The organism is Chitinimonas sp. BJB300 (assembly GCF_002735695.1).
In the GTDB taxonomy this organism is placed as follows: Bacteria; Pseudomonadota; Gammaproteobacteria; order Burkholderiales; family Chitinimonadaceae; genus Chitinimonas.
In genome coordinates, this window is the sequence record NZ_PDZH01000063.1 from 1 (window position 1) to 19,735 (window position 19,735).

14 protein-coding genes are annotated in these 19,735 nt (G+C 52.8%); 8 read left to right on the top strand and 6 right to left on the bottom strand.

Annotated elements, in window-relative coordinates:
- Both CSQ89_RS12145 and CSQ89_RS12150 read left to right on the top strand, forming a co-directional pair.
- The coding region (locus tag CSQ89_RS12145; RefSeq protein ID WP_143747071.1) for a transposase at window positions 1-257 on the top strand (257 nt) is incomplete at its 5' end.
- 328 nt (window positions 258-585) lie between these two features.
- Window positions 586-1,758 carry an O-succinylhomoserine sulfhydrylase gene (locus tag CSQ89_RS12150; RefSeq protein ID WP_099406422.1) on the top strand — a complete coding sequence of 391 codons (1,173 nt, stop codon included), beginning with the start codon at window positions 586-588 and terminating at the stop codon, window positions 1,756-1,758.
- Window positions 1,759-2,035: 277 nt separating this feature from the next.
- Here CSQ89_RS12150 and CSQ89_RS22090 read toward each other — a convergent pair whose 3' ends face one another.
- A complete protein-coding gene (locus CSQ89_RS22090) occupies window positions 2,036-2,293 on the bottom strand; it encodes a hypothetical protein (protein ID WP_158228984.1) in 258 nt (85 codons plus the stop codon).
- 71 nt (window positions 2,294-2,364) lie between these two features.
- Between CSQ89_RS22090 and CSQ89_RS12160 the strand changes: the two genes are divergently transcribed.
- Both CSQ89_RS12160 and CSQ89_RS12165 read left to right on the top strand, forming a co-directional pair.
- Window positions 2,365-4,836, top strand: coding sequence for an IPT/TIG domain-containing protein (locus CSQ89_RS12160; RefSeq protein ID WP_139023025.1), 2,472 nt, complete (start codon window positions 2,365-2,367; stop codon window positions 4,834-4,836).
- Window positions 4,837-5,131: 295 nt separating this feature from the next.
- Window positions 5,132-5,866, top strand: coding sequence for a substrate-binding periplasmic protein (locus tag CSQ89_RS12165; RefSeq protein ID WP_099406425.1), 735 nt, complete (start codon window positions 5,132-5,134; stop codon window positions 5,864-5,866).
- Window positions 5,867-5,908: 42 nt separating this feature from the next.
- Here the strand turns inward: CSQ89_RS12165 and CSQ89_RS12170 are convergent, their stop codons facing one another.
- From CSQ89_RS12170 to CSQ89_RS12185, 4 genes are all read right to left on the bottom strand, one after another.
- Window positions 5,909-7,639 carry an ABC transporter transmembrane domain-containing protein gene (locus CSQ89_RS12170; RefSeq protein WP_099406426.1) on the bottom strand — a complete coding sequence of 577 codons (1,731 nt, stop codon included), beginning with the start codon at window positions 7,637-7,639 and terminating at the stop codon, window positions 5,909-5,911.
- Between the two features lie 356 nt (window positions 7,640-7,995).
- The gene (locus tag CSQ89_RS12175) at window positions 7,996-8,997 is read right to left on the bottom strand and encodes a glycosyltransferase (RefSeq protein WP_099406427.1); all 1,002 of its coding nucleotides are present in this window, start codon (window positions 8,995-8,997) and stop codon (window positions 7,996-7,998) included.
- A 198-nt stretch (window positions 8,998-9,195) separates the two neighbouring features.
- Window positions 9,196-11,076: an MFS transporter gene (locus CSQ89_RS12180; RefSeq protein ID WP_099406428.1), complete on the bottom strand. Its 1,881-nt coding sequence runs from the start codon at window positions 11,074-11,076 to the stop codon at window positions 9,196-9,198.
- Between the two features lie 173 nt (window positions 11,077-11,249).
- On the bottom strand, window positions 11,250-13,238 hold the full coding sequence (locus tag CSQ89_RS12185) for a methyl-accepting chemotaxis protein (RefSeq protein WP_099406429.1): 1,989 nt from the start codon (window positions 13,236-13,238) through the stop codon (window positions 11,250-11,252).
- A gap of 402 nt (window positions 13,239-13,640) precedes the next feature.
- Between CSQ89_RS12185 and CSQ89_RS12190 the strand changes: the two genes are divergently transcribed.
- The 3 genes from CSQ89_RS12190 to tdh are packed head-to-tail and all read left to right on the top strand — an operon-like array spanning window position 13,641 to window position 17,123.
- On the top strand, window positions 13,641-14,837 hold the full coding sequence (locus tag CSQ89_RS12190) for a glycine C-acetyltransferase (protein ID WP_099406430.1): 1,197 nt from the start codon (window positions 13,641-13,643) through the stop codon (window positions 14,835-14,837).
- A 2-nt stretch (window positions 14,838-14,839) separates the two neighbouring features.
- Window positions 14,840-16,024, top strand: coding sequence for an acyltransferase family protein (locus CSQ89_RS12195; protein ID WP_199065472.1), 1,185 nt, complete (start codon window positions 14,840-14,842; stop codon window positions 16,022-16,024).
- A 55-nt stretch (window positions 16,025-16,079) separates the two neighbouring features.
- Entirely contained in the window at window positions 16,080-17,123 is a 1,044-nt protein-coding gene (tdh, locus tag CSQ89_RS12200; RefSeq protein ID WP_099406431.1) for an L-threonine 3-dehydrogenase, read from the top strand.
- Window positions 17,124-17,899: 776 nt separating this feature from the next.
- Here the strand turns inward: tdh and CSQ89_RS12210 are convergent.
- Window positions 17,900-18,655 (bottom strand): 2OG-Fe dioxygenase family protein, encoded by a 756-nt coding sequence (locus tag CSQ89_RS12210; protein ID WP_099406433.1) that lies wholly within the window; start codon window positions 18,653-18,655, stop codon window positions 17,900-17,902.
- 522 nt (window positions 18,656-19,177) lie between these two features.
- On the opposite strand from CSQ89_RS12210, the gene CSQ89_RS12215 reads away from it, so the two are divergent.
- A complete protein-coding gene (locus CSQ89_RS12215) occupies window positions 19,178-19,693 on the top strand; it encodes a M48 metallopeptidase family protein (protein WP_099406434.1) in 516 nt (171 codons plus the stop codon).
- Window positions 19,694-19,735 lie beyond the last annotated feature (42 nt).

Genomic DNA, 19,735 nt, shown 5'->3' on the forward strand with positions numbered 1-19,735 from the left:
AAGGCTGGCGCATGCACAACCAGCGTAAAGGCAGAGCGGACAAGCCTTTGTCCGAATGCCAGAAACGTCGCAATCGACGGATTGCCAAGATCCGTGCTCGTGTTGAACACCCATTTGCGAGCTTGGCGCAGTTGGGTGGAAAAGCCCTACGTTGCATCGGGTTGGCACGCGCCACCTTGAATCTGCACTGGAAGATTGCGGGGTACAACTTGCAACGCTTGTGCTATCTGAAGGTCGCTGGCGTGGTGGCCTTCTGATGCCAGGAATCCGTCTGGATTGGCTGGAAATGGCCAATTCGGGAGGGAAGGCGATGCAAGACGAGTGATAAATTCCGGAACTGGCTGTCTGGAAGCAACGCAAGGTCGACTTACGCCGCTGTAATGTCAAAAATTCGGGTTTTTCGAGGTGCCCTAGTGTCTGCTACGCGTCGGCGATGTGGCCTTGAAAACGTACCTCGGGTGCTCATTTACCAATGATAAACGCCGTTTCCTCAAACGTTTTCGCCTTGTCTCGCCCTAGCTTGCGAGGCAGTAAACAGATTCTTTGTACCAGCTCACTATTTAAATATTGAAACGGGCATACGTCATGCAGGATGAGTTTGAGTATCACCTTGAAACCCTGGCCGTACGTGCGGGACAGGAACGTAGTCAGTTTGGTGAGCATGCCGAGGCGTTATACATGACCTCCAGCTTTGTGGCGGATAACGCTGCACAAGCTGCTGCCCGTTTTACAGGCGCAGAACCCGGCTACATCTATTCGCGCTTTACCAATCCCACCGTCACCCAGTTTCAGGATCGTTTGGCTGCAATGGAAGGCGCAGAGGCTGCAGTGGCCACGGCCAGCGGTATGTCAGCCATCCTCTCTCTATGCATGGGTCATCTGAAGGCGGGTGACCATATATTGGCATCAAGCGGCATGTTTGGGGCCACAATTCAGCTATTCAACAACTGGTTAGGTAAGTTTGGTGTCAGCGCCAGTTATGTGGATGCCACGAACCCAGCTGCATGGGAAATGGGAGTAAAGCCTGAAACCCGTCTGTTCTACCTTGAAACCCCATCGAATCCGCTGACTGAAGTGGCCGATATTGCCGCCATCTCTGCCATAGCACATCGGCATGGGGCGTTGATGGTGGTGGACAATTGCTTTTGCTCGCCTGCTTTGCAACAGCCGCTCAAGCATGGAGCCGATCTGGTCATCCATTCGGCGACCAAATACATCGATGGGCAAGGGAGGGTATTGGGAGGGGCAGTGGTGGGCAGTAAAGCCTTGATTGAACCTGTTTACCAGTTTTTGCGCACGGCCGGGCCGACGCTTTCGGCTTTCAATGCGTGGGTGCTGACCAAGGGGCTGGAAACATTGGGCATCCGTATGAAAGCCCATTGTGAAAACGCCCTTGCATTGGCGCAATGGTTGGAACAGCAGCCCACCGTTGCGAAAGTCTATTATCCCGGCCTGCCTTCCCACCCCCAGCATGCCTTGGCCAGGCGTCAGCAGTCCGGGGGCGGGGGGGTGGTGTCATTTGAACTGAGGGGGGGTAAGGATGCAGCGTGGCGGCTTATCGATAGTGTCCAACTGCTAAGTCGCACAGCGAACCTGGGCGATGTCAAGACAACGATAACGCATCCTTACACCACCACCCACGGCCGAATTAGCCCCGAGCTGAAAGCCACGGCAGGGATTCGCGAAGGTCTGGTGCGCATTTCGGTAGGGTTGGAATATATCGACGATATCAAACGTGATTTGCTGCGGGGGTTATAGGTCTTGAGCCGTGGCTTACGGGTAGGAGATAAGACTTGGTAGAGGGCAAAGCGGATTATCTGTTCGTCATTTTTATGCCTGCTTCTTGCTTGGAAAATTCTTGCTGGAACCGTAATTCTCTTTATCTATCAATTGGATAGAGTGGTCATCTTTTGGGATGACCTTGTCATTTTAATTTCCATATATCAGAAGTTCTTGCTAATATGGCGACCATTCGCCCGAACTGGCAAGATTAATAAATTATTGGATATTAAAATGCACGTCCGATCAAAACCTCTCAGCGCCCTGCTCTTATGTTTAATGCTTGGTCTATCCGCTTGCGGTGGCGGGGGAGGCGGAGACACGCAAACATCAACGCCAACGCCAACGCCAACGCCAACGCCAACGCCAACGCCAACGCCAACGCCAACGCCAACGCCAACGCCAACGCCAACGCCAACGCCAACGCCAACGCCAACACCAACACCAACACCAACACCAACACCAACACCAACACCAACACCAACACCACAGCCTCCGACTTCCACCTTGGCAATCAGTGATGTCTCTCCTCTGAGAGTGAAGGCCGGTGATCGCTTAACCGTATCCGGCAGTGGATTGCAGGCTGTGACACGTGTCTTGATGGGTGGGGTGGAACTGAGTTTCACTAAGGATTCAGACACCAAGCTCACCGTTGAAGTTACGGACAAAGCGAAAGCGGGTGTAATTGATATACAGACTGGCGGTGCGGCTGTTCAATCAACGCAGATGGTGGCGATAGTCGGAGAGCCCGTCGTTAGGAGGCTTAATCCTAGGGTTGCGTATAGCGGTAGCTACTTAAAGCTATTGGGCGCTAATCTGGACTTGGTTAAGGAAGTACGACTGAATGGCAAGGAACTCAGCATCTATCCATATGGAAAATCTGACACCGAAATACAGGTCTATATCGAAAAAAATACCCAATCGGGTAATTTGACACTTCATTACGGCAATAATCTTGTACTAGCGTTGCCGCAGCCGCTTACTGTGGTGACACCTGTCAAGGTAACTACCATCAAACCCATACAGGCACCCGCTGGCAGCGTGATTGAGATAGAAGGGGAAGGTCTTGATGGGATCCGGGAAATCTCATTTCACCCGGATAAGATTTCTGCCTTGGCAAAACCGGAAGTTGTCAGTAGTCAAAAGCTACGCGTTACCGTACCGGTGGATGCAGTGAGCAGTAATTTAACATGGAAGGAAAAAAACGGCAGCGTCAACACAGACCAATACTTTTGGGTAGCACCCACCATTGTGGCGAAGGACATGCAGCCCCGAGGTGGGAAACCGGATCAAATTGTTACGGTGACGGGTAGCAACTTATCCAGCGTCGCGACGGTTACGGTCAATAAAGCAGCGGTCACCGTGGTATCGAGAGAGGCGAGTAAGCTGACTTTCAAATTGCCGGCAGGTGGTGGCGAAGTGGTGCTGAAGGGAGGTAGTCAAGCCGACGTTGTTGCAGGTGTGTTAACAGACGTTGAAGCGGCTATTTCTGGGAAGCCAGTTGTTGCGATTGCCCGTGTAGAAGTAGGCCAAACTTATCTGCAAACGCCAGGAGAGGGCTATCAACGCTTGGTTCCAGGCAAGCAAGCATTATTGCGTGTTTTTGTTGCTGGGCGTGATGGCACGAATAGCCCTGAAGTCCAGGTGACAGGGAAAGCGGGTGGTAAATCATTGGGTGCTATTCAACTGACCGGCCCGAGTAAATTGTTGGCTGTGCCACAGGCGAGTGCATTGGACCAAACCTTTACGACCAAACTGCCTGCGAGCTGGATACAAGAAGACCTTAGCCTAGAAATCGTGGTCGACCCTGCGAAGAAGCTGACAACAGGCGCAAGCGAAACAGCGCGCCCGGTGGTGGGTAAGCCAACGAATCTGGTTCTAACGCTCGTACCACTTAAAGTTGAAGAAAGGAATCTAACGGGCTTGGTGCCGGACCTGACAGTAGTGCGTACTATGCTGGGCAAGATGTTGCCGATTGCCGAGACCAATATTTCTGTAGAGCAGCATGCGGAATTCCTGATTCCAGGATCATTTGGCTGGGGTTCCACCCTGAACAAGTTGGATCAGCTGCGTGATAAAGAAGAAAATGAAAAGCACTATTACGGCTTGGTTCCAGATGCCAATTTCCATGGTGGTACTGCCGGGTTAGGTAATATAACGTCACCCGGTGATGGCAATCGTCGTTCTTCCATTGGTCTTGATACGCGTAACTCAGGCTATTTACAGACAATGGCGCATGAGCTAGGCCACAATTTTGGTCGTCCACACGCGCCTTGCGGTGGTGCAGCTAATACGGAGCCGGGCTTTCCTTATGCGGATGGTGGTTTGGGCAATGCGGCCGTTTATGACAATTTAACGGGCGCGATCGTACAACTTGATGGTGATAAAGCTAAAGATATCATGGGTTATTGTGATGGGGACTGGTTCTCTGACTATGGCTATGCTCAGGTCCAAGCCCATTTGGAAAGTTGGCTTTACCCTACCGGCTCAGCGATGCAAGCTTACTCAGCAAAAGCGGAGTTATTGGAAATTGCCGGCAAGATTGAAAATGAAGGCGTAACACTGGAGCCGGTCAGCGGTGGGTTTGGTATGCCACAGCGCTATAGCGGCGAATACCAGCTTAAGCTACGGCTCAGTGACGGTGGCGAGGTGGTAACCCCGTTCCACGCGGTTGAGGTCGCTGATGCGGCTACGCCATTAAGGCACTTCCGGCTGAAGCTGGTTAAGCCTACCGCTGAGATTGTCAGCATCGAAGTACTGAAGTCAGGCAAGGTATTGCCACAAGCAAAGCCACAGGTTGCTGCCCGCTATTCAGGTAGTGTCGGTGGTGTGAAGTTGGCGTGGCAGGAAAGTAGTGGCAAGCTGAATCTTTCTTGGGATGACAGCCGCTTCAAGTATCTGACTCTGGTACACCTGGGCAGAGAGAAGACCCTGGTTGGTGCTGATCTGGTGGGTGGGCAAGTGATGATTGATGTCACCCGTCTTTCCAGTGGTGGTGAATGGGAAGTCGTGTTAAGTGATGGCTTGAATACCCGTCGCATTAACGCCAAGCGCTAATCTATTCGTATCCAGGGCGTGCTTATTTCTATAATAAGTACGTAACCAACACCGTAAAGAATGCCCCCGATTTTGCCGGGGGCATTTAAATTTAGCGTTACGCAGTATGAAGCTTCAAGCTGGTCATTGCCTTACGCATCCACCGGCGGACCCTAAGTTCCATATCTAGCAGCGTTGAAATGGCAAGTGGCCTTATTGCTTGATGCGCTATTGGCAAACGTATTCGATTTATCAGTCTCTATACTGTAACGGGGTTATGCAGCGTCATCCTTTTTGAAGGAAAGTGACAGCGCAAATGAAGCGACTACTCTGTGCGGTTTTGCCAATGGTGCTTGCTGCGCAAGTAGCCGAAGCGGCTGAGAGTCTTCGTTTTGGCGTTACGCTTTCTTCAACCATGCCTGATGCCAAGTTTCAGGGTGAAAGGTTGGTGGGGGGCATCATGTATGATCTTGGGCAGGCACTTAGCATACAGCTGGCAATGAAGGTGTCTTTTGTGACGCTACCTTGGAAGCGAGTGGATAGCGCAGTGCGTGCAGGCAAGGCAGACCTACTCTGTGAACTCATTCCGCAATGGACGGTGTCACCGGATGAGTATGTTTGGAGTGGACCATTGTTTGATCTGTCTGATGTGATCTTTGCGCATGAAACTACGCCAGAACCCAAAACCATTGCCGATATGCCGGTAGATTCGACTATCGGGGGTGTACTGGGGTATCACTACCCTGCGTTAGATCCTTTTTTTTCCAACGGAAGGTATACGCGTGAAGATGCGGTTACTCAGCAGAGTGTGATTCTTAAATTAGCTGCAGGGCGTACAAAGTATGGGATATCGGATGCATTGGTGCTTAGTTGGTATAAGCGCATCAATCCAAATCATCATCTCTCTGGGTGGCAATTGGTTATTTCCCGTGTCGGATCTCAATGCGGCGTCCCTTTAAAAGGGAAGGTGCCACCAGAAAAAATCATTAATGCCCTGCAGGAATTAAAGAGAAATGGCAGTATCGAAAAGATATTGAATAATTACCGTTAGATAACGGCTATTTCAACGAAATATTATAAGTCCCAGAAGTTTTTATGCTTGCAACTGCAATTGGGCTAGCCGGTGGTACAGCGGGTTGCTCGCTAAAAGTTCGGTATGCCTGCCGACACCCCCGATTCGTCCGGCGTCGACCAGTACAATGCGGTCGGCGTGCAGTACTGTGGAGAGCCGATGGGCGATGATCAGGGTGGTGCGGCCTTGCATGAGCCGGTCAAGTGCCTGCTGCACCATCCGTTCGCTGTGCGAGTCCAATGCACTGGTGGCTTCGTCGAGTAACAGGATGGGGCGATCGGCCAGTATGGCCCGTGCAATGGCTATCCGTTGGCGCTGCCCACCGGATAGCCGCACGCCGCGCTCTCCCAGGTCGGTTTGATAGCCCTCGGGTAGCTGTTCGATGAATTCACTGGCAAAGGCTGCGTCGCAAGCGGTTTTGACCTCGGCCTCGCTGGCATCGGGACGGCCGTAACGCACATTGTCTAGAACACTCATAGCAAAGATCACGGCTTCTTGCGACACGATCGCGATACGGCTGCGCAGAGTATCAATAGACACATCCCGCAAGTCCATGCCGTCAACGCGTACCGTACCGTTGGCTGGGTCGTAAAAGCGCAGCAGCAATTGAAACACCGTGCTCTTGCCCGCGCCACTGGGCCCTACCAGTGCAACCTTCTCGCCTGGGGCGACAGTGAGCGTGAAATCGGCGAGCGCAGCTTGTTCGGGCCGGGTTGGGTAGTGGAACTGTACGGCGTCAAAACTGATCTCGCCGCGGGGAGGTAGAGGTAGCGCTTTTGGTACGGATGGATTTGCCACGCCGGGATGGGTGCTCAATAGTTCCAATAACCGCTCCAACGCCCCAGCTGCCCTTTGCACCTCACCGATTACTTCCGAGATGGTTGCCACTGCGCCCGCCACAATCACGGCATAGAAGACAAAGGCTGATAGTTGGCCTGCGCTGATTTTGCCTGCCAGTACATCGTGGCCCCCAACCCACAGAATGGCCGCCACTGCGCCAAACACCAGCACCATGACAGCGACTATCATCATGGCGCGTTGACGTATGCGCTGCTTACCGGTCGCGAAGGTCGCCTCAACCCGGTCGGCAAAGGCTGCTCGGTCGCTTGGCTCGTGGCCATAAGCCTGGACGGTACGGATTTCGTGTACGGTTTCGTCGATGACACTGCTGACGGCAGCGACCTTGTCCTGGCTTTGCCGCGACAATTTGCGTACTCGGCGGCCGAACAGGAGAATAGGTGCTACTACCAGCGGCACGCATACCAATACAAGCAATGTCAGCTTCAGGCTGGTCACAGCCAGCATCACCAATCCTCCCACCAGCATCAGCGCATTGCGTAGCGCCATCGAAGCAGATGAGCCAATCACTGTTTCGATTTGCGTCGTGTCATTGGTCAGGCGTGAAATGACCTCACCGGTACGGCCACTTTCGAAAAACGACGGCGGTAGCGTGAGCAGATGGTCAAATACCTTGCGCCGCAGGTCGGCGGTTACTCGCTCGCCCAGCCACGATACGAAGTAGAACCGCGCATAGGTGGCAGTAGCCATAACCGCAATCAAGCCAAACAGCGCTAGCAGTGCTTGGTCGATTAAAGTGGGGTCGCTGGCCACAAAGCCTTTGTCGATCACTGCGCGCAAACCTTGGCCAACCAGCAACATGCAGCCTGCGGCGATGACCAGCGCGATGGCTGCAATGACGATGCGGGTTTTGTAGGGGGCAAGCAGACTACGGATCAAGACGACGGGAGGCATGCGGGTGTCCGTGGCGGTAGGTGGAGCCGGCAAGCAAAGGCCCGACGTGTACGGGACAAAGTCGGGCCGGTGCGAAGAATTAAAAGCCGCATGGGTGTAATGACGGTATGTTTCAAATGGGCGATGCTACAAGTAGGGTAGTGCTGAATAAAGCTTGGTTCAACCAATGGGGTAAACGAGAGATGTTATTACACGCCACCAGCCTAAGAGTATTGTTTCAGCATCAGCGCAAGGGAGACTCACCCTAGGCTTACACATATTCGATCGTGAATCTTTTGATTCACCCCCCTTCAATCGTTCAGGCAGTCTGGTCCGGGTAATCGAACAATTTGACGCTACAACCTTGTAAATCGGCATTATTTTGGGAAAATACGAAAAACGGTTCTCCAGAAGCGGACCGCTCGCCAGACTTCACTCGCCGTCGTAGCACCTTTGAAAACAGGGGCAATTAGCTTCCGAATTAGAGTGAATTCTGCAACTGGAGGTTGATGACTCAGCGGTAGGGTGTGGTTTCGAAGCAGACCTGTTAGATGCCCTGCTTCAATGTTGGCTTGCCGCAAAAGCGCTTTCCGGAATCGTGGTGACAAGTGTGACCAAGATGTGGCGTTGGACAACCCGTCAACAATCGCAATATAGCTGCGTACCCTGCGGACAATAGTATCTTGCGAAGCCGTGTTGGTAATCGAGGTCGGAGATATGCGGTAGCCATAGAACGGCGCATCGCAAAAGCCTATCCGCTTTGCGCATGCTGCTAGATGAGTAGTCCATAGAATGTCCTCGTGGAACATACCCACCTGAAACCGGAGGTCATTCTCGACAACAAGGCTTCGACGAATGAGCTGCAACCAGGCGTAGTGCTTCCATTGGCGTTGCGCAACGCTTTGAATGACCCAATCTTCTCCGGATATCACGGCTTCGCTTGGTTTCCAGGAACAGATTGGGTTGGTCAACACTTGTGTGGGGCAAGTGTCGAAGCGGAAACCATTTCCAATAACTACGTCCAGCTTTTTTTCCAACCCTTCCTTGCACCAAGTATGCAAAGCATCAGGGGCAAGCCAGTCATCGCCATCCGCAAATGCGATCCAGTCGCCACGGGCTAGTTGAATTCCTGTATTCCTCGCAGCAGATAAGCCAAGATTTTCCTGAGTAACTATCACTATTCTTGGGTCGAGCCGCGAGTAGCGTTCCAAAATAGCTAAGCTCTCATCAGTGGAACCGTCGTTGACGGCGATGATTTCCAAGGAACAATGTACCTGCGCGCAGAGTGATTCAAGTAACTCGACGAGATACTGAGCGCAGTTGAATACAGGGACAATGACGCTTACATCGATGTGTGTGGGGGGGGCTTGTCTTTCCAATGTACTGCTACCTTGTGATGAATATCAGATTGAGTCTCTTGAAGGCTGGATGATCAATCTCAATCTCGAGTATGTGAGATGCTCAGTAGCCTGACTGAGCGGAGAAAAACAATAGCTTGTTAAGCTAGGCCCCAGATTTTCTTCTTAACAAATCTCTTCCGAATCTGGGCGCTCATCATTGGACGGCGGGGGCACTGCCTATTTTTCATTACCCCGTAACGTCCCTACCCGTGTTTGCAAATCAGCTAAATCCAATTCTGTGACCGGCACGGGTGTACTTGCCACTAAAGTAATTCTCGACCAAATCCGCCGCGGCATTTTCAGCATGGCGGTGCCATCTTTACGGCTGAAAAAGCTGCCCCACAGGCCACGCAAGGCCATCGGGATGACGGGTGCGTTGCTGCGTTGGGCGATTTCGATCACACCGGGTTTGAATGGGCCCATTTCGCCATCGTAGGTGATCTTGCCTTCGGGGAAGATGCAAACCAGTTCACCGTTTGATAGACATTCCTGCACCTTGATAAAGGCGCGCTCTTTCATGGCTGGGTCCTCCTTGGCGGGGGCGATGGGGATCGCGCCGGCAGTGCGAAAGATGAAGCTCAGCAATGGGATCTTGAAGATGCGGTGGTCCATGACGAATCGCACGGGGCGACGTATTGCTCCGCCGATGACCAGCGCATCCATGAAGCTGACGTGGTTGCAGATCAGCACCGCCGCGCCTTCCTCGGGAATGTTTTGCAAGCCTTCGTGCTTGACGCGATACATGGTGTGTGTGGCGATCCACACCAGAAAGCGCATGAGGAATTCGGGTTGCAATCCGTAGACATAGAAGGCAACCGGGATATTCATCAGTGCCACAATCAGCAGCAGGTGCGGAATGCTCGCGCCCGCGTGCAGGATGAGGATGCTGACGACTGCCGAAACCACCATGAAGCAGGAGTTGAGGATGTTGTTGGCGGCGATGATGCGTGAGCGGTATTCTGGTTCACTGCGCAATTGGATGAGTGCATAGAGCGGCACGATGAAGAAACCGCCAAAGATGCCCAATAAAGTAAAGTCGGCCATGAGACGCCAGTGAGCGACGTTGTGCAAGAACGCCATTGCGCCAATGCCAGCTGCGGGGCTGAGCGGGGCGGCAAAGTAAAGGTCGATACCGAAGATGCACATGCCGATCGAGCCAAACGGTACAAGTCCGACTTCGATCTTACGGCCTGACAATACTTCACACAGCGCGGAGCCCGCGCCGACCCCCACCGAGAACAACGCGACTAGCAGCGTGTAGACCTCAGCATTGCCACCCAGCACTTCCTTGGCATAGGTCGGCAATTGGGTAAGGTAGACGGCGCCGAAAAACCAGAACCAGGAAATCCCCATCAGGGAATGGAAGACCGTGAGGTTACGCCGGCTTAGTCGGATGATGTGCCAGGTTTCGGTGAAGATATTCCAGTTGATTTTCAGGTCATTGGCCTGCGGCGGGGCAGGGGGCATGGCACGGCTGCTGAGATAGCCCAGTATGGCGACGCCGATGCAGGCGGCAGCCACAACCGCGACGTTATCGGGGTTGCGCTCCACCAATAACGTGCCGCCGATTTGCCCTAGTAAAATAGCGACGAAGGTGCCCATCTCGATCAGGCCGTTGCCGCCTAGCAGTTCTTGCTCGCTGAGGTATTGCGGCAGGATCGAATACTTGAGCGGGCCGAACAGCGTGGAGTGCACGCCCATCAGGAACAGGCAGCCCATCAGGAGGGCTACGCTGCGGTAGATAAAGCCGATGGAGGCCAACAGCATGATGGCGATCTCCAATAGCTTGATCCATCGCGCCAGTGTGGCTTTATCGAATTTCTCGGCCAATTGGCCCGCTGTGGCGGAGAACAGAAAGAAGGGCAGGATGAAGATACCGGCTGCGGCGTTGACGAGTGTGGGGGCATCGAGCCCGGCAAAGCCTAGGTCAAAGAAGGTGATCATCACCAGCATGGTGCTTTTGAACAGATTGTCGTTGAAGGCGCCGAGGAACTGCGTGGTGAACAGCGGTAGGAAGCGCCGTTGTTTGAACAGGCTGAACTGGTTGTTGTCGTGCATGCAGCTTCCTGAGGGAGTTTGTTGCGGGTAGGGCTAGGGTGTAGGGCTGGCTGTCGAGTGCGCGGAGGACGCCGTCGCCATGTCGTAACGGCTTATGCCAGCCTGCTGGGCGGGGAGTTTAGCAGACCCCTTGCCGTCTAGTGGCTGCTTGACAAGGGGTAGAAATAGAAACGCTAAACCGAAAAGCGCCGGGCGGTTTCGGCAAGCTGGTTGGCGAGGGTATGTAGCTGTTGGGCGGAGGTTGCACCCTGCTTGGCCGAGTGGGCGTTGGCTTCGCTCATACCGGAGATGGATTCCAGGTGTTGGGTCAGCAACTGGCTGGCGGTACGTTGTTCGACCAGGGTATCTGCAATCGATTCAATGGTCTGGGCTACGCCGGCACTGCCTTGCTGGATACGTTCGATGGAGTCGCTGGCCGCGTCGGTATTGTGCCGTCCGCTTTCTACAATTTGCACCGTGGCCTGCATACGGCTGACTGCATCGCCCGCCGCGGTGCGTATGGCGCTGGCAAAGTTGGCGATTTCGTTACTGGCTGTGGCGGAACGGGCGGCAAGGTTGCGTACTTCGTCGGCGACCACCGCAAAGCCCCGCCCCGCCTCGCCAGCGCGGGCAGCCTCAATGGCGGCGTTCAGGGCTAGCAGGTTGGTTTGCTCGGCAACGTCACGGATGACGCCGACGACATTGGTGATGGCGGCGGATTGCTCGCCCAAGGCTTCGATGGTGCGTGCAGTCAGGCCCACTTCCTGCGCAATGCTGTTCATGTTGCCAATGGATTGGCGGATGATGGTGCTGCCATCGCTGGCAGTCTTGTTGCTTAGCGTGCATTTCTCTTTGGCTTCGCTGGAAGAATGCGCGCCATTCACGATAGACGCGCTGAGTTGCTCTACGGCCGATACCGCGCCGGCAACCGCTTCACTCTGAGTGGTGCTGGCCTGTGCAATCTGCGCCACGTTTTGCGCGAGTTGCTGCGCTGCGGTGGTGGACTGCTCCGATAGACGCAGCATTTCCAAAACCATGTCGCGTAATTGATCACGCATCTGGCGAATGGCGGCCAGCAGGCTGTCCTGGTCGCCAGGACGTAGTTTGATCTCGGTGTCGAGCTTGCCCTCGGCAATCCGTTTGACGATGGCTTCCACCTGCGAAGGTTCGTCGCCCAATTGGCCAGTAATCGAACGATAAAGGGCGATGAAGAGCAATAGAATTGCAGCAATGGCCCCAACACTCGCCCCCACATAGATATTGCGTTGCAGTGTAATGCGCTCGACCCGGTCCTGTAGAAGGCTATCCAGTTCCTCACTGCTGGCAAGGTTAATGGCGCTAATCTGGCTGGTTGCATTATCAGCCTTGGCGGGTAGCGCCGCCGCTTGGCTTTCCAAGTCGTTGCCAATGATCTTATCCACACTAACGCTAATGGCTTGGAGAGCTGCATTGAACTGATTTTGTTTACCACTCAGGTGTTTGGGCAGTTGAGTATTATAGGCGAAGCTTTTGCCCAGATTGCCGTCTAAGCCTGAGTAGGTGTCAGATACCAGGGGGCGCAGTTCGACAAGGCGTGTTTTTAATGCATCGTCCATGGCTTTTGCGCCGACAGCCTGTAGCATCAACGCCGATTGCTCGCCCACCCGGCCTGCCAATGTGGGCAATTTCACGCAGGCGGAGTCCATCAGGTAGTAGGAGTCAATGTCAGGGTCGAGTGTCAGGTTGGAGTTGTCGCAAGCCGTAACCAGCAGGTTGAGTACTTGGTTAATCGCCGCGCTGTGCAGCGCCACACGTTCGGCCGGTGGTTTGCCGTCACTGTTACGCGCGTCCTGCCAGGCTTGTTTTACTGCGGCGAAGGCTTTATTCGTACCGAGTTCTGCACCTAACTTTTGTTCGACGGCTGCTACTTGAGCAAGTGCAGTGTCCACTTTGCCGGCGCTATCGATATTGCTAGTAGATGCGGCACTGTTACGGCGAGTAGCCAGCATTTCAAGCAGGGGCAACCCGCCCTTCAGGTATTCGACGCCTATTCTTTCCTTGGCGGAAAAGTCTACGTTGTCTTGATTGGTGCGATATAGGCTATAGCCCAAGTAAAGTAGGGTAATGATAGAGATTGCGCCAATCAACCCAAATCGGGCTGGGTAACTATGGCGACGCATCAGTGTTGCGATCCAGTTAATCATGTCGCATTTCCTTCAGGGTGCTGATAAGCATTCCCCGACGTTAACTTTGTTAAATATGACGTTGTTGGCGTGATCTTTGAAGCCTGAAATCCATCAGCTGATAGATTAGTTCATTGCTACGATCTTTTTGTTATTGCTTTAAGCCGGGAAAAGCAAGCTGTTGGGCTTGTTCTGGCCCACTCAGCGGCGGGGAGTGTGTAAAATCGCGGCGGATTCTACGTAGCTTGGTTTTGCTGCCTTGGCAGTGAATGTAACCAAGCCCTTCAAAGTGTTAATCCGTTCCGGTTATGGCGGGTTAATCACCCTCAGATTTTCTCGAAGTCTGTGTCGGTGTGATGGTAAGACCTATATCAACAATGCTTAGCTTTATGTGCGGCGACTGAGACCTATAAGAGGAGAAATATGAACCACGTATTCCTATCCCACCTGGAAAGCGAGCTGACAGCCATTAAGGATGCGGGCTTTTTCAAGCCCGAGCGTGTCATCGCATCGCCTCAGCGTGCAGACATTGCTTTGCAGGATGGCAGTGAAGTCCTTAATTTTTGCGCGAATAACTACCTTGGCCTGGCCAATGACCCACGGTTGATCGCTGCCGCTAAGAAAGGGGTGGATGACTATGGCTATGGGGTGGCATCCGTACGCTTCATCTGTGGGACCCAATCGGTGCATAAAGACTTGGAAGCGGCGATTTCACGCTTCTTGCAAACCGATGACACGATTCTGTATTCCAGTTGTTTCGACGCCAATGGCGGTGTCTTTGAAACGTTGTTGGGCGAGCAGGATGCGGTGATCTCGGATGAATTGAACCATGCCTCGATCATCGACGGTGTGCGACTGTGCAAGGCCAAGCGCTACCGTTACAAGAACAACGACATGGCCGATCTGGAAGTTCAGCTCAAAGCCGCCAAGGATACCGGTGCGCGCTTTGTCTTGATTGTGACGGATGGCGTATTCTCGATGGATGGCTTTATCGCCGACCTGAAGTCGATTTGTGACCTGGCAGATAAATACAGCGCGTTGGTGATGGTGGATGACTCGCATGCCGTTGGATTTATCGGTGCGAATGGCCGGGGCACGCCTGAATACTGTGGTGTGGGTGATCGGATTGATATCTACACCGGCACATTGGGCAAGGCATTGGGTGGTGCTTCGGGTGGCTATGTGGCTGGCCGCCAAGCCATTATTGATTTGCTGCGCCAGCGCTCGCGTCCCTATCTATTCTCCAATTCGCTTGCCCCGTCGATTACCGCGGCGAGCCTAGAAGTTTTCCGCATCCTGGAAACCGATGGCCCGCGCCTGCGTGAAAAGCTGGCAGCCAACGCCGAGCGCTTTCGTAGCAAGATGACGGCTGCGGGCTTTACGCTGCAACCCGGTGTTCACCCCATTGTGCCAGTGATGTTGGGGGATGCACGCCTTGCGGGTGAGATGGCAGCCATGCTGCTTGAGCAGGGTATTTATGTGATCGGTTTCTCTTTCCCTGTCGTGCCCAAAGGCAAAGCGCGTATCCGTACCCAGATGAGCGCGGCACATAGTACCGAGCATATCGATGATGTGGTGGCAGCCTTTACCACGGTTGGCAAGACGCTGGGCGTGATTTAGTCATGGATAAGGCGCACGCGTTGGTCGTAAATGACACTCCCGCGTTGCGCCGGCCCGGACTGGACTTGTTGCGTGCCTTCGCCATTATCTGGGTGATGTTCTATCACGCCCAGATAATGGGCTTGGGTACTCCTTTGCTGGCGTTTACGCGCTGGGGCTGGATGGGGGTAGATCTCTTTTTTGTACTCAGTGGGTTCTTGATCGGGGGCCAACTCTTTGTGCCGATGCGGCGCGGGCAGCGTCCCGATATCGTCGAATTTATGGGAAAGCGAGCCTTTCGCATTCTGCCCGCCTACGCCCTGATGGTGTTGCTGTACTTTGCTATGCCCAGTTGGCGCGAGACAACGCAGATTCAACCGCTGTGGCAGTTCGCCAGCTTTACCGAAAACCTGCTGATCGATATTTCCACCCCGAAAGCGTTTTCCCACGTATGGTCGCTTTGTGTTGAAGAACACTTCTATCTTTTATTGCCCTTGATCTGCCTGGCCTTGTTTGGACGCATCGGGCCCAAGCGGGTCATGGCGCTGCTGGCCGGCGTATTGTTGGGTGGAATGGTGCTGCGGGGAGCCCTGTGGCTGCATGAACTTGAGCCATTGTTGGCGTTGCACAGCAACGATAACCTGTTTAGCCAGCGTTATATGGAGTTGATTTATTACCCAAGCTGGTCCCGTCTGGACGGCTTGTTGGCCGGGGTTGCCCTGGCGCTATTGCGTGAGTTTCGCCCTCAGATCTGGGCACGTGTGCAACGGCATGAATGGGCTTTGTACATAAGTGCAGCATTACTCCTGGCCGGTGCTTTCTGGCTTTTGCAAAGCCGCGAAGCATTCTGGCCTGTTGTTGCAGGTTTCCCCCTTCTGGCCGCTGGATTGGCCTTCTTGGTGGCGGCTGCCGATAGTGAACAGAGCCTGCTGGGCCGGTTGTGTTTGCCGGGTATTGCCCCCGTTGCCGCTATGGCATTCAGCTTGTATTTAAGTCACAAAATGGTCTGGGCTGTTGCCCGCCAGCACTTGGCCCCAGCGTTGCAGGGGCAAGGTGTTTTGGCCTTGGTGGTATATGCCGCGCTGGCCTTGCTGGGTGGCGCAACATTGTATTGGCTTTTGGAACGGCCGTCGTTGCGGTGGCGCGCACGTTGGCTGGCGCATCGCCGCCAAACCGACCGCCTTGCTGTTCAGTCCGCAGGGGTCTGATGGCGTAATAAGTATCAAGCAGGCCGATAATCGCCTGCTGTTTGGAGATAGAAACATGAAAGCACTTGTTAAAGCCGAAGCTGCACCAGGGTTGACCTTGCAGCGCGTCAAAAAGCCGGAAGTGGGTCACAACGACTTGCTGATCAAGATTCGCAAGACCGCGATTTGCGGTACCGATATCCATATCTGGAAGTGGGACGACTGGGCGCAAAAGACGATTCCGGTGGGTATGCATGTCGGCCACGAGTATGTGGGTGAAGTGGTGGGCATGGGGTCGGAGGTCAAGGGCTATAAAATTGGAGACCGTGTTTCGGGCGAGGGGCATATCACCTGTGGTTACTGCCGCAATTGCCGCGCCGGCCGTGTCCACCTGTGCCGCAATACCACCGGTGTGGGGGTGAACCGCGAAGGGGCGTTTGCCGAATATCTGGTGATTCCGGCTTTCAATGCCTTCAAGATTCCCGATGATATTCCCGACGAAATCGCCTCGATTCTCGACCCATTTGGCAATGCCACCCATACGGCGCTGAGCTTTGATTTGGTTGGAGAAGATGTGCTGATTACAGGGGCAGGCCCCATTGGCATTATGGCGGCCGCCATTGCCCGCCATGTGGGTGCGCGCCACGTAGTGATTACCGATGTGAATGAATATCGCTTGGAGCTTGCCCTCAAGATGGGCGCCACCCGAGCAGTGAACGTCGCGAAGCGGGATTTGAAGGCGGTGATGCAGGAACTGGGCATGACGGAAGGCTTTGATGTCGGCCTGGAAATGTCGGGCAACCCCAGTGCCTTCCGTGGCATGCTCGACACCATTAATCACGGCGGCAAGATTGCGCTGCTGGGTATTCCGCCAGCGGATATGGCAATTGATTGGAATCAGGTTATTTTCAAGGGCCTGATTATCAAGGGCATTTATGGCCGTGAAATGTTTGAGACCTGGTACAAGATGGCGGCGATGCTACAAAGCGGGTTGGACCTTTCGCCGATGATTACCCATCGTTTCCCGGTTGAGGACTATGTCACCGGTTTTGAAACAATGTTGTCTGGCCAGTCTGGCAAGGTCATCTTGGATTGGACTGAAGCAGCCGAAGTTGTATAGGTCATAGTTTCAGCCCCTAACAATACGCCGAGCGAGTTTACTTGGCGTTTTGTTAGGTGCTGTTTTGAATGAATAGTAAGTTTGGGTAGTATGGAAAACTGTGTTTACTATCAATTTTACCCACCTAAACTACATGATTAAAATGAAGCGATAAATTTTACCGCATGCCCAAGTAACAAAAGCGATATGGCAACAGCTGAAATAAATACATTTAACTTATAGTATTTTGGTGAAATTGGAATGCCATGCAATGAAATGGGTTTGTTGAAGGGGATTGTATTGAGAAATGCAAAAACGCCGAGGAAGATAAAGCTCACACTGATCATTACATCGATGTAATTTTGTTCTGAGATGCACTTCCAGAGCATAAGTCCGCCAAAAGCGGAAAAGCTAACAAACCATACCAGTCTTGTTTTTAGATGGGAAATATGATTGGGCATTTGCGATGATTGAATGATTGATAAAATGCTGAGCGCTGATTAATGGTTGGCTTTTTTTCTCGTCAAGGTTGACCATCCCGGCGCGCCCATTTTGCCTTCCCGTTCATTGCGGCACCACGTGACTTATAGTTAAAACCAGATGGCGAGCGCACCTCGCGCCTGCAGATTGCAGTTGTATTCAGGTTAGTTTGTCGTGCAGTAGCGTGGCTTGGGCGGGTTTCATCGAACCAGCCTACGCCCGGCGTCAAGCCTGGTGTTATGGGGTTTTATGCAACAAAGCCTGTGTGCAGGAAAAACCAATGCCAATGCCCGTACCGATAATCATGATCTTTCGGGTCATTGTTTTTCCTCATTGGAAAAAGTGATTAGTAAGATGTCACGATACGCACCAGTACTTGAGTTGGTGCCTACCGGCGTCACCGCATGCAGCACTTTTTTACCGAGCACTACCGACTCCAATGGTGAGGTTAGTCGGATAACCCGGCTGATATTCCGATTACCTGTGGAAATAAGATTATCGCCACCCAGTGCGCTGGCGCTGAGGTTGAATAGATGGATGAATACGACGGGTTCATCATCGCGATGCAACCAGATTGGCGAGCTGATGGAGGGGGCATCGGGTTTTGCGTGATAACGGATTTGATGTAGGCCGATCAAAACATTTTGCGACCAATCCACTAATTGTGTTGCCCGTGCTATTTCCAAGTCCCGACTGATCAAATGTTGAATCAATGGATTATTACGAAAGTCGAGTGATAAAGGTGCAAACCTACGCACCAAGCCGCCGTCATCATAATTATATTCAGGCGACTGAACATACTCATTTGTTTCGTCCAGAATCGGTATGGTGGAACCTGGCGTTAACCGATAGCGGGAAAAAGCCCGATAGCGTCCGCCACCGTGGGGGTCGGCAGAAAGCCGGTAATAATCGAGTTGCGCATTGGTCAATTTTTCAAATTGATTGAAATTGACATTCACATTGTAGATTTGTGCAGAAACCGTGCTATAGCCATCGCGCATCAGCGCGTCGGCATAGAGGTTTATGTCGGGTGCACCTATGTTTTCTTTACTGAATAAAGCCGTATCGCTCATTTGCTTCCCAGGGTATTAATTATAAAACAGCTGATGCATGAACCAAATCCTGTATGTGCTCATGAGGATTTCATGAATCACATAAGAAATTTGAACCGCGGATGTGTTTAATTGAAGTGTCGCTGCTTTTACTTCATTTCTATTGTTATTCCTCGTATATTACAGTTGCGGATTTTTTATATTCTTTTTTTAAATTTGCTTTTAAGTACAGAATAATACGCTACTTTTGATGTAAGCAACAATATGGCGTGTTAAACAGGAAATAATATTTTGTTGTTACGCGACATTAATATATTAATTAAAGCCTTAAGCCAAAAAAGCTATGGCGCACCTTGGTTGAATAATGTTACGCGTCGCTGGGCTAGCATGCTTCCTAAAATAGGAAAGGCTGAGTTCTGTATTAACCGCAGCACAACGGCTGCTCAGCTAACCAGTGGATGATGGTGGTAACTGCGCGACGGCAAAAACTTTTTGAGCGAAGCCAGGTAAAATGTGTCGCTTAGCCGCTTGTTATCTTTCGCCATGCTCCAACTCAAGTATCTCCAAGCTTATTCCCCCGCCTTGCAAGACAGGGTACGTGCCCTGATTGCACAGGATCAGCTCGGTATACACCTGGCGCAGCGCTACCCGGCACGGCACGCGGTGCAGACGGACAAGGCGCTGTATCTGTACGCGAATGAGATCAAGCAGATGTTCTTACGCAACGCGCCGGCCGTGGACAAGGTGGTGTATGACAGCAAGCTGGACCTCATCCATCAGGCGCTCGGCCTCAATACAGCGATTTCGCGTGTGCAAGGCGGCAAGCTGAAGGCCAAGAAAGAGGTTCGGATTGCGTCCTTGTTCAAAGAGGGGCCACCGGAGTTTCTGCGCATGATCGTGGTGCATGAATTGGCGCATCTGAAGGAGCGTGAGCATAGCAAGGCGTTTTATCAGTTATGCGAGTACATGCAGCCTGGTTATGCACAGCTGGAATTTGACTTACGCCTGTACCTTACTCAGCGGGATTTGCTGAAGCAGGTGCAAGTGTTGGTCTCCTAGGTGGGTGAAAGGCGGTGGTAGCGCGGCAGGGTACTGAACGGA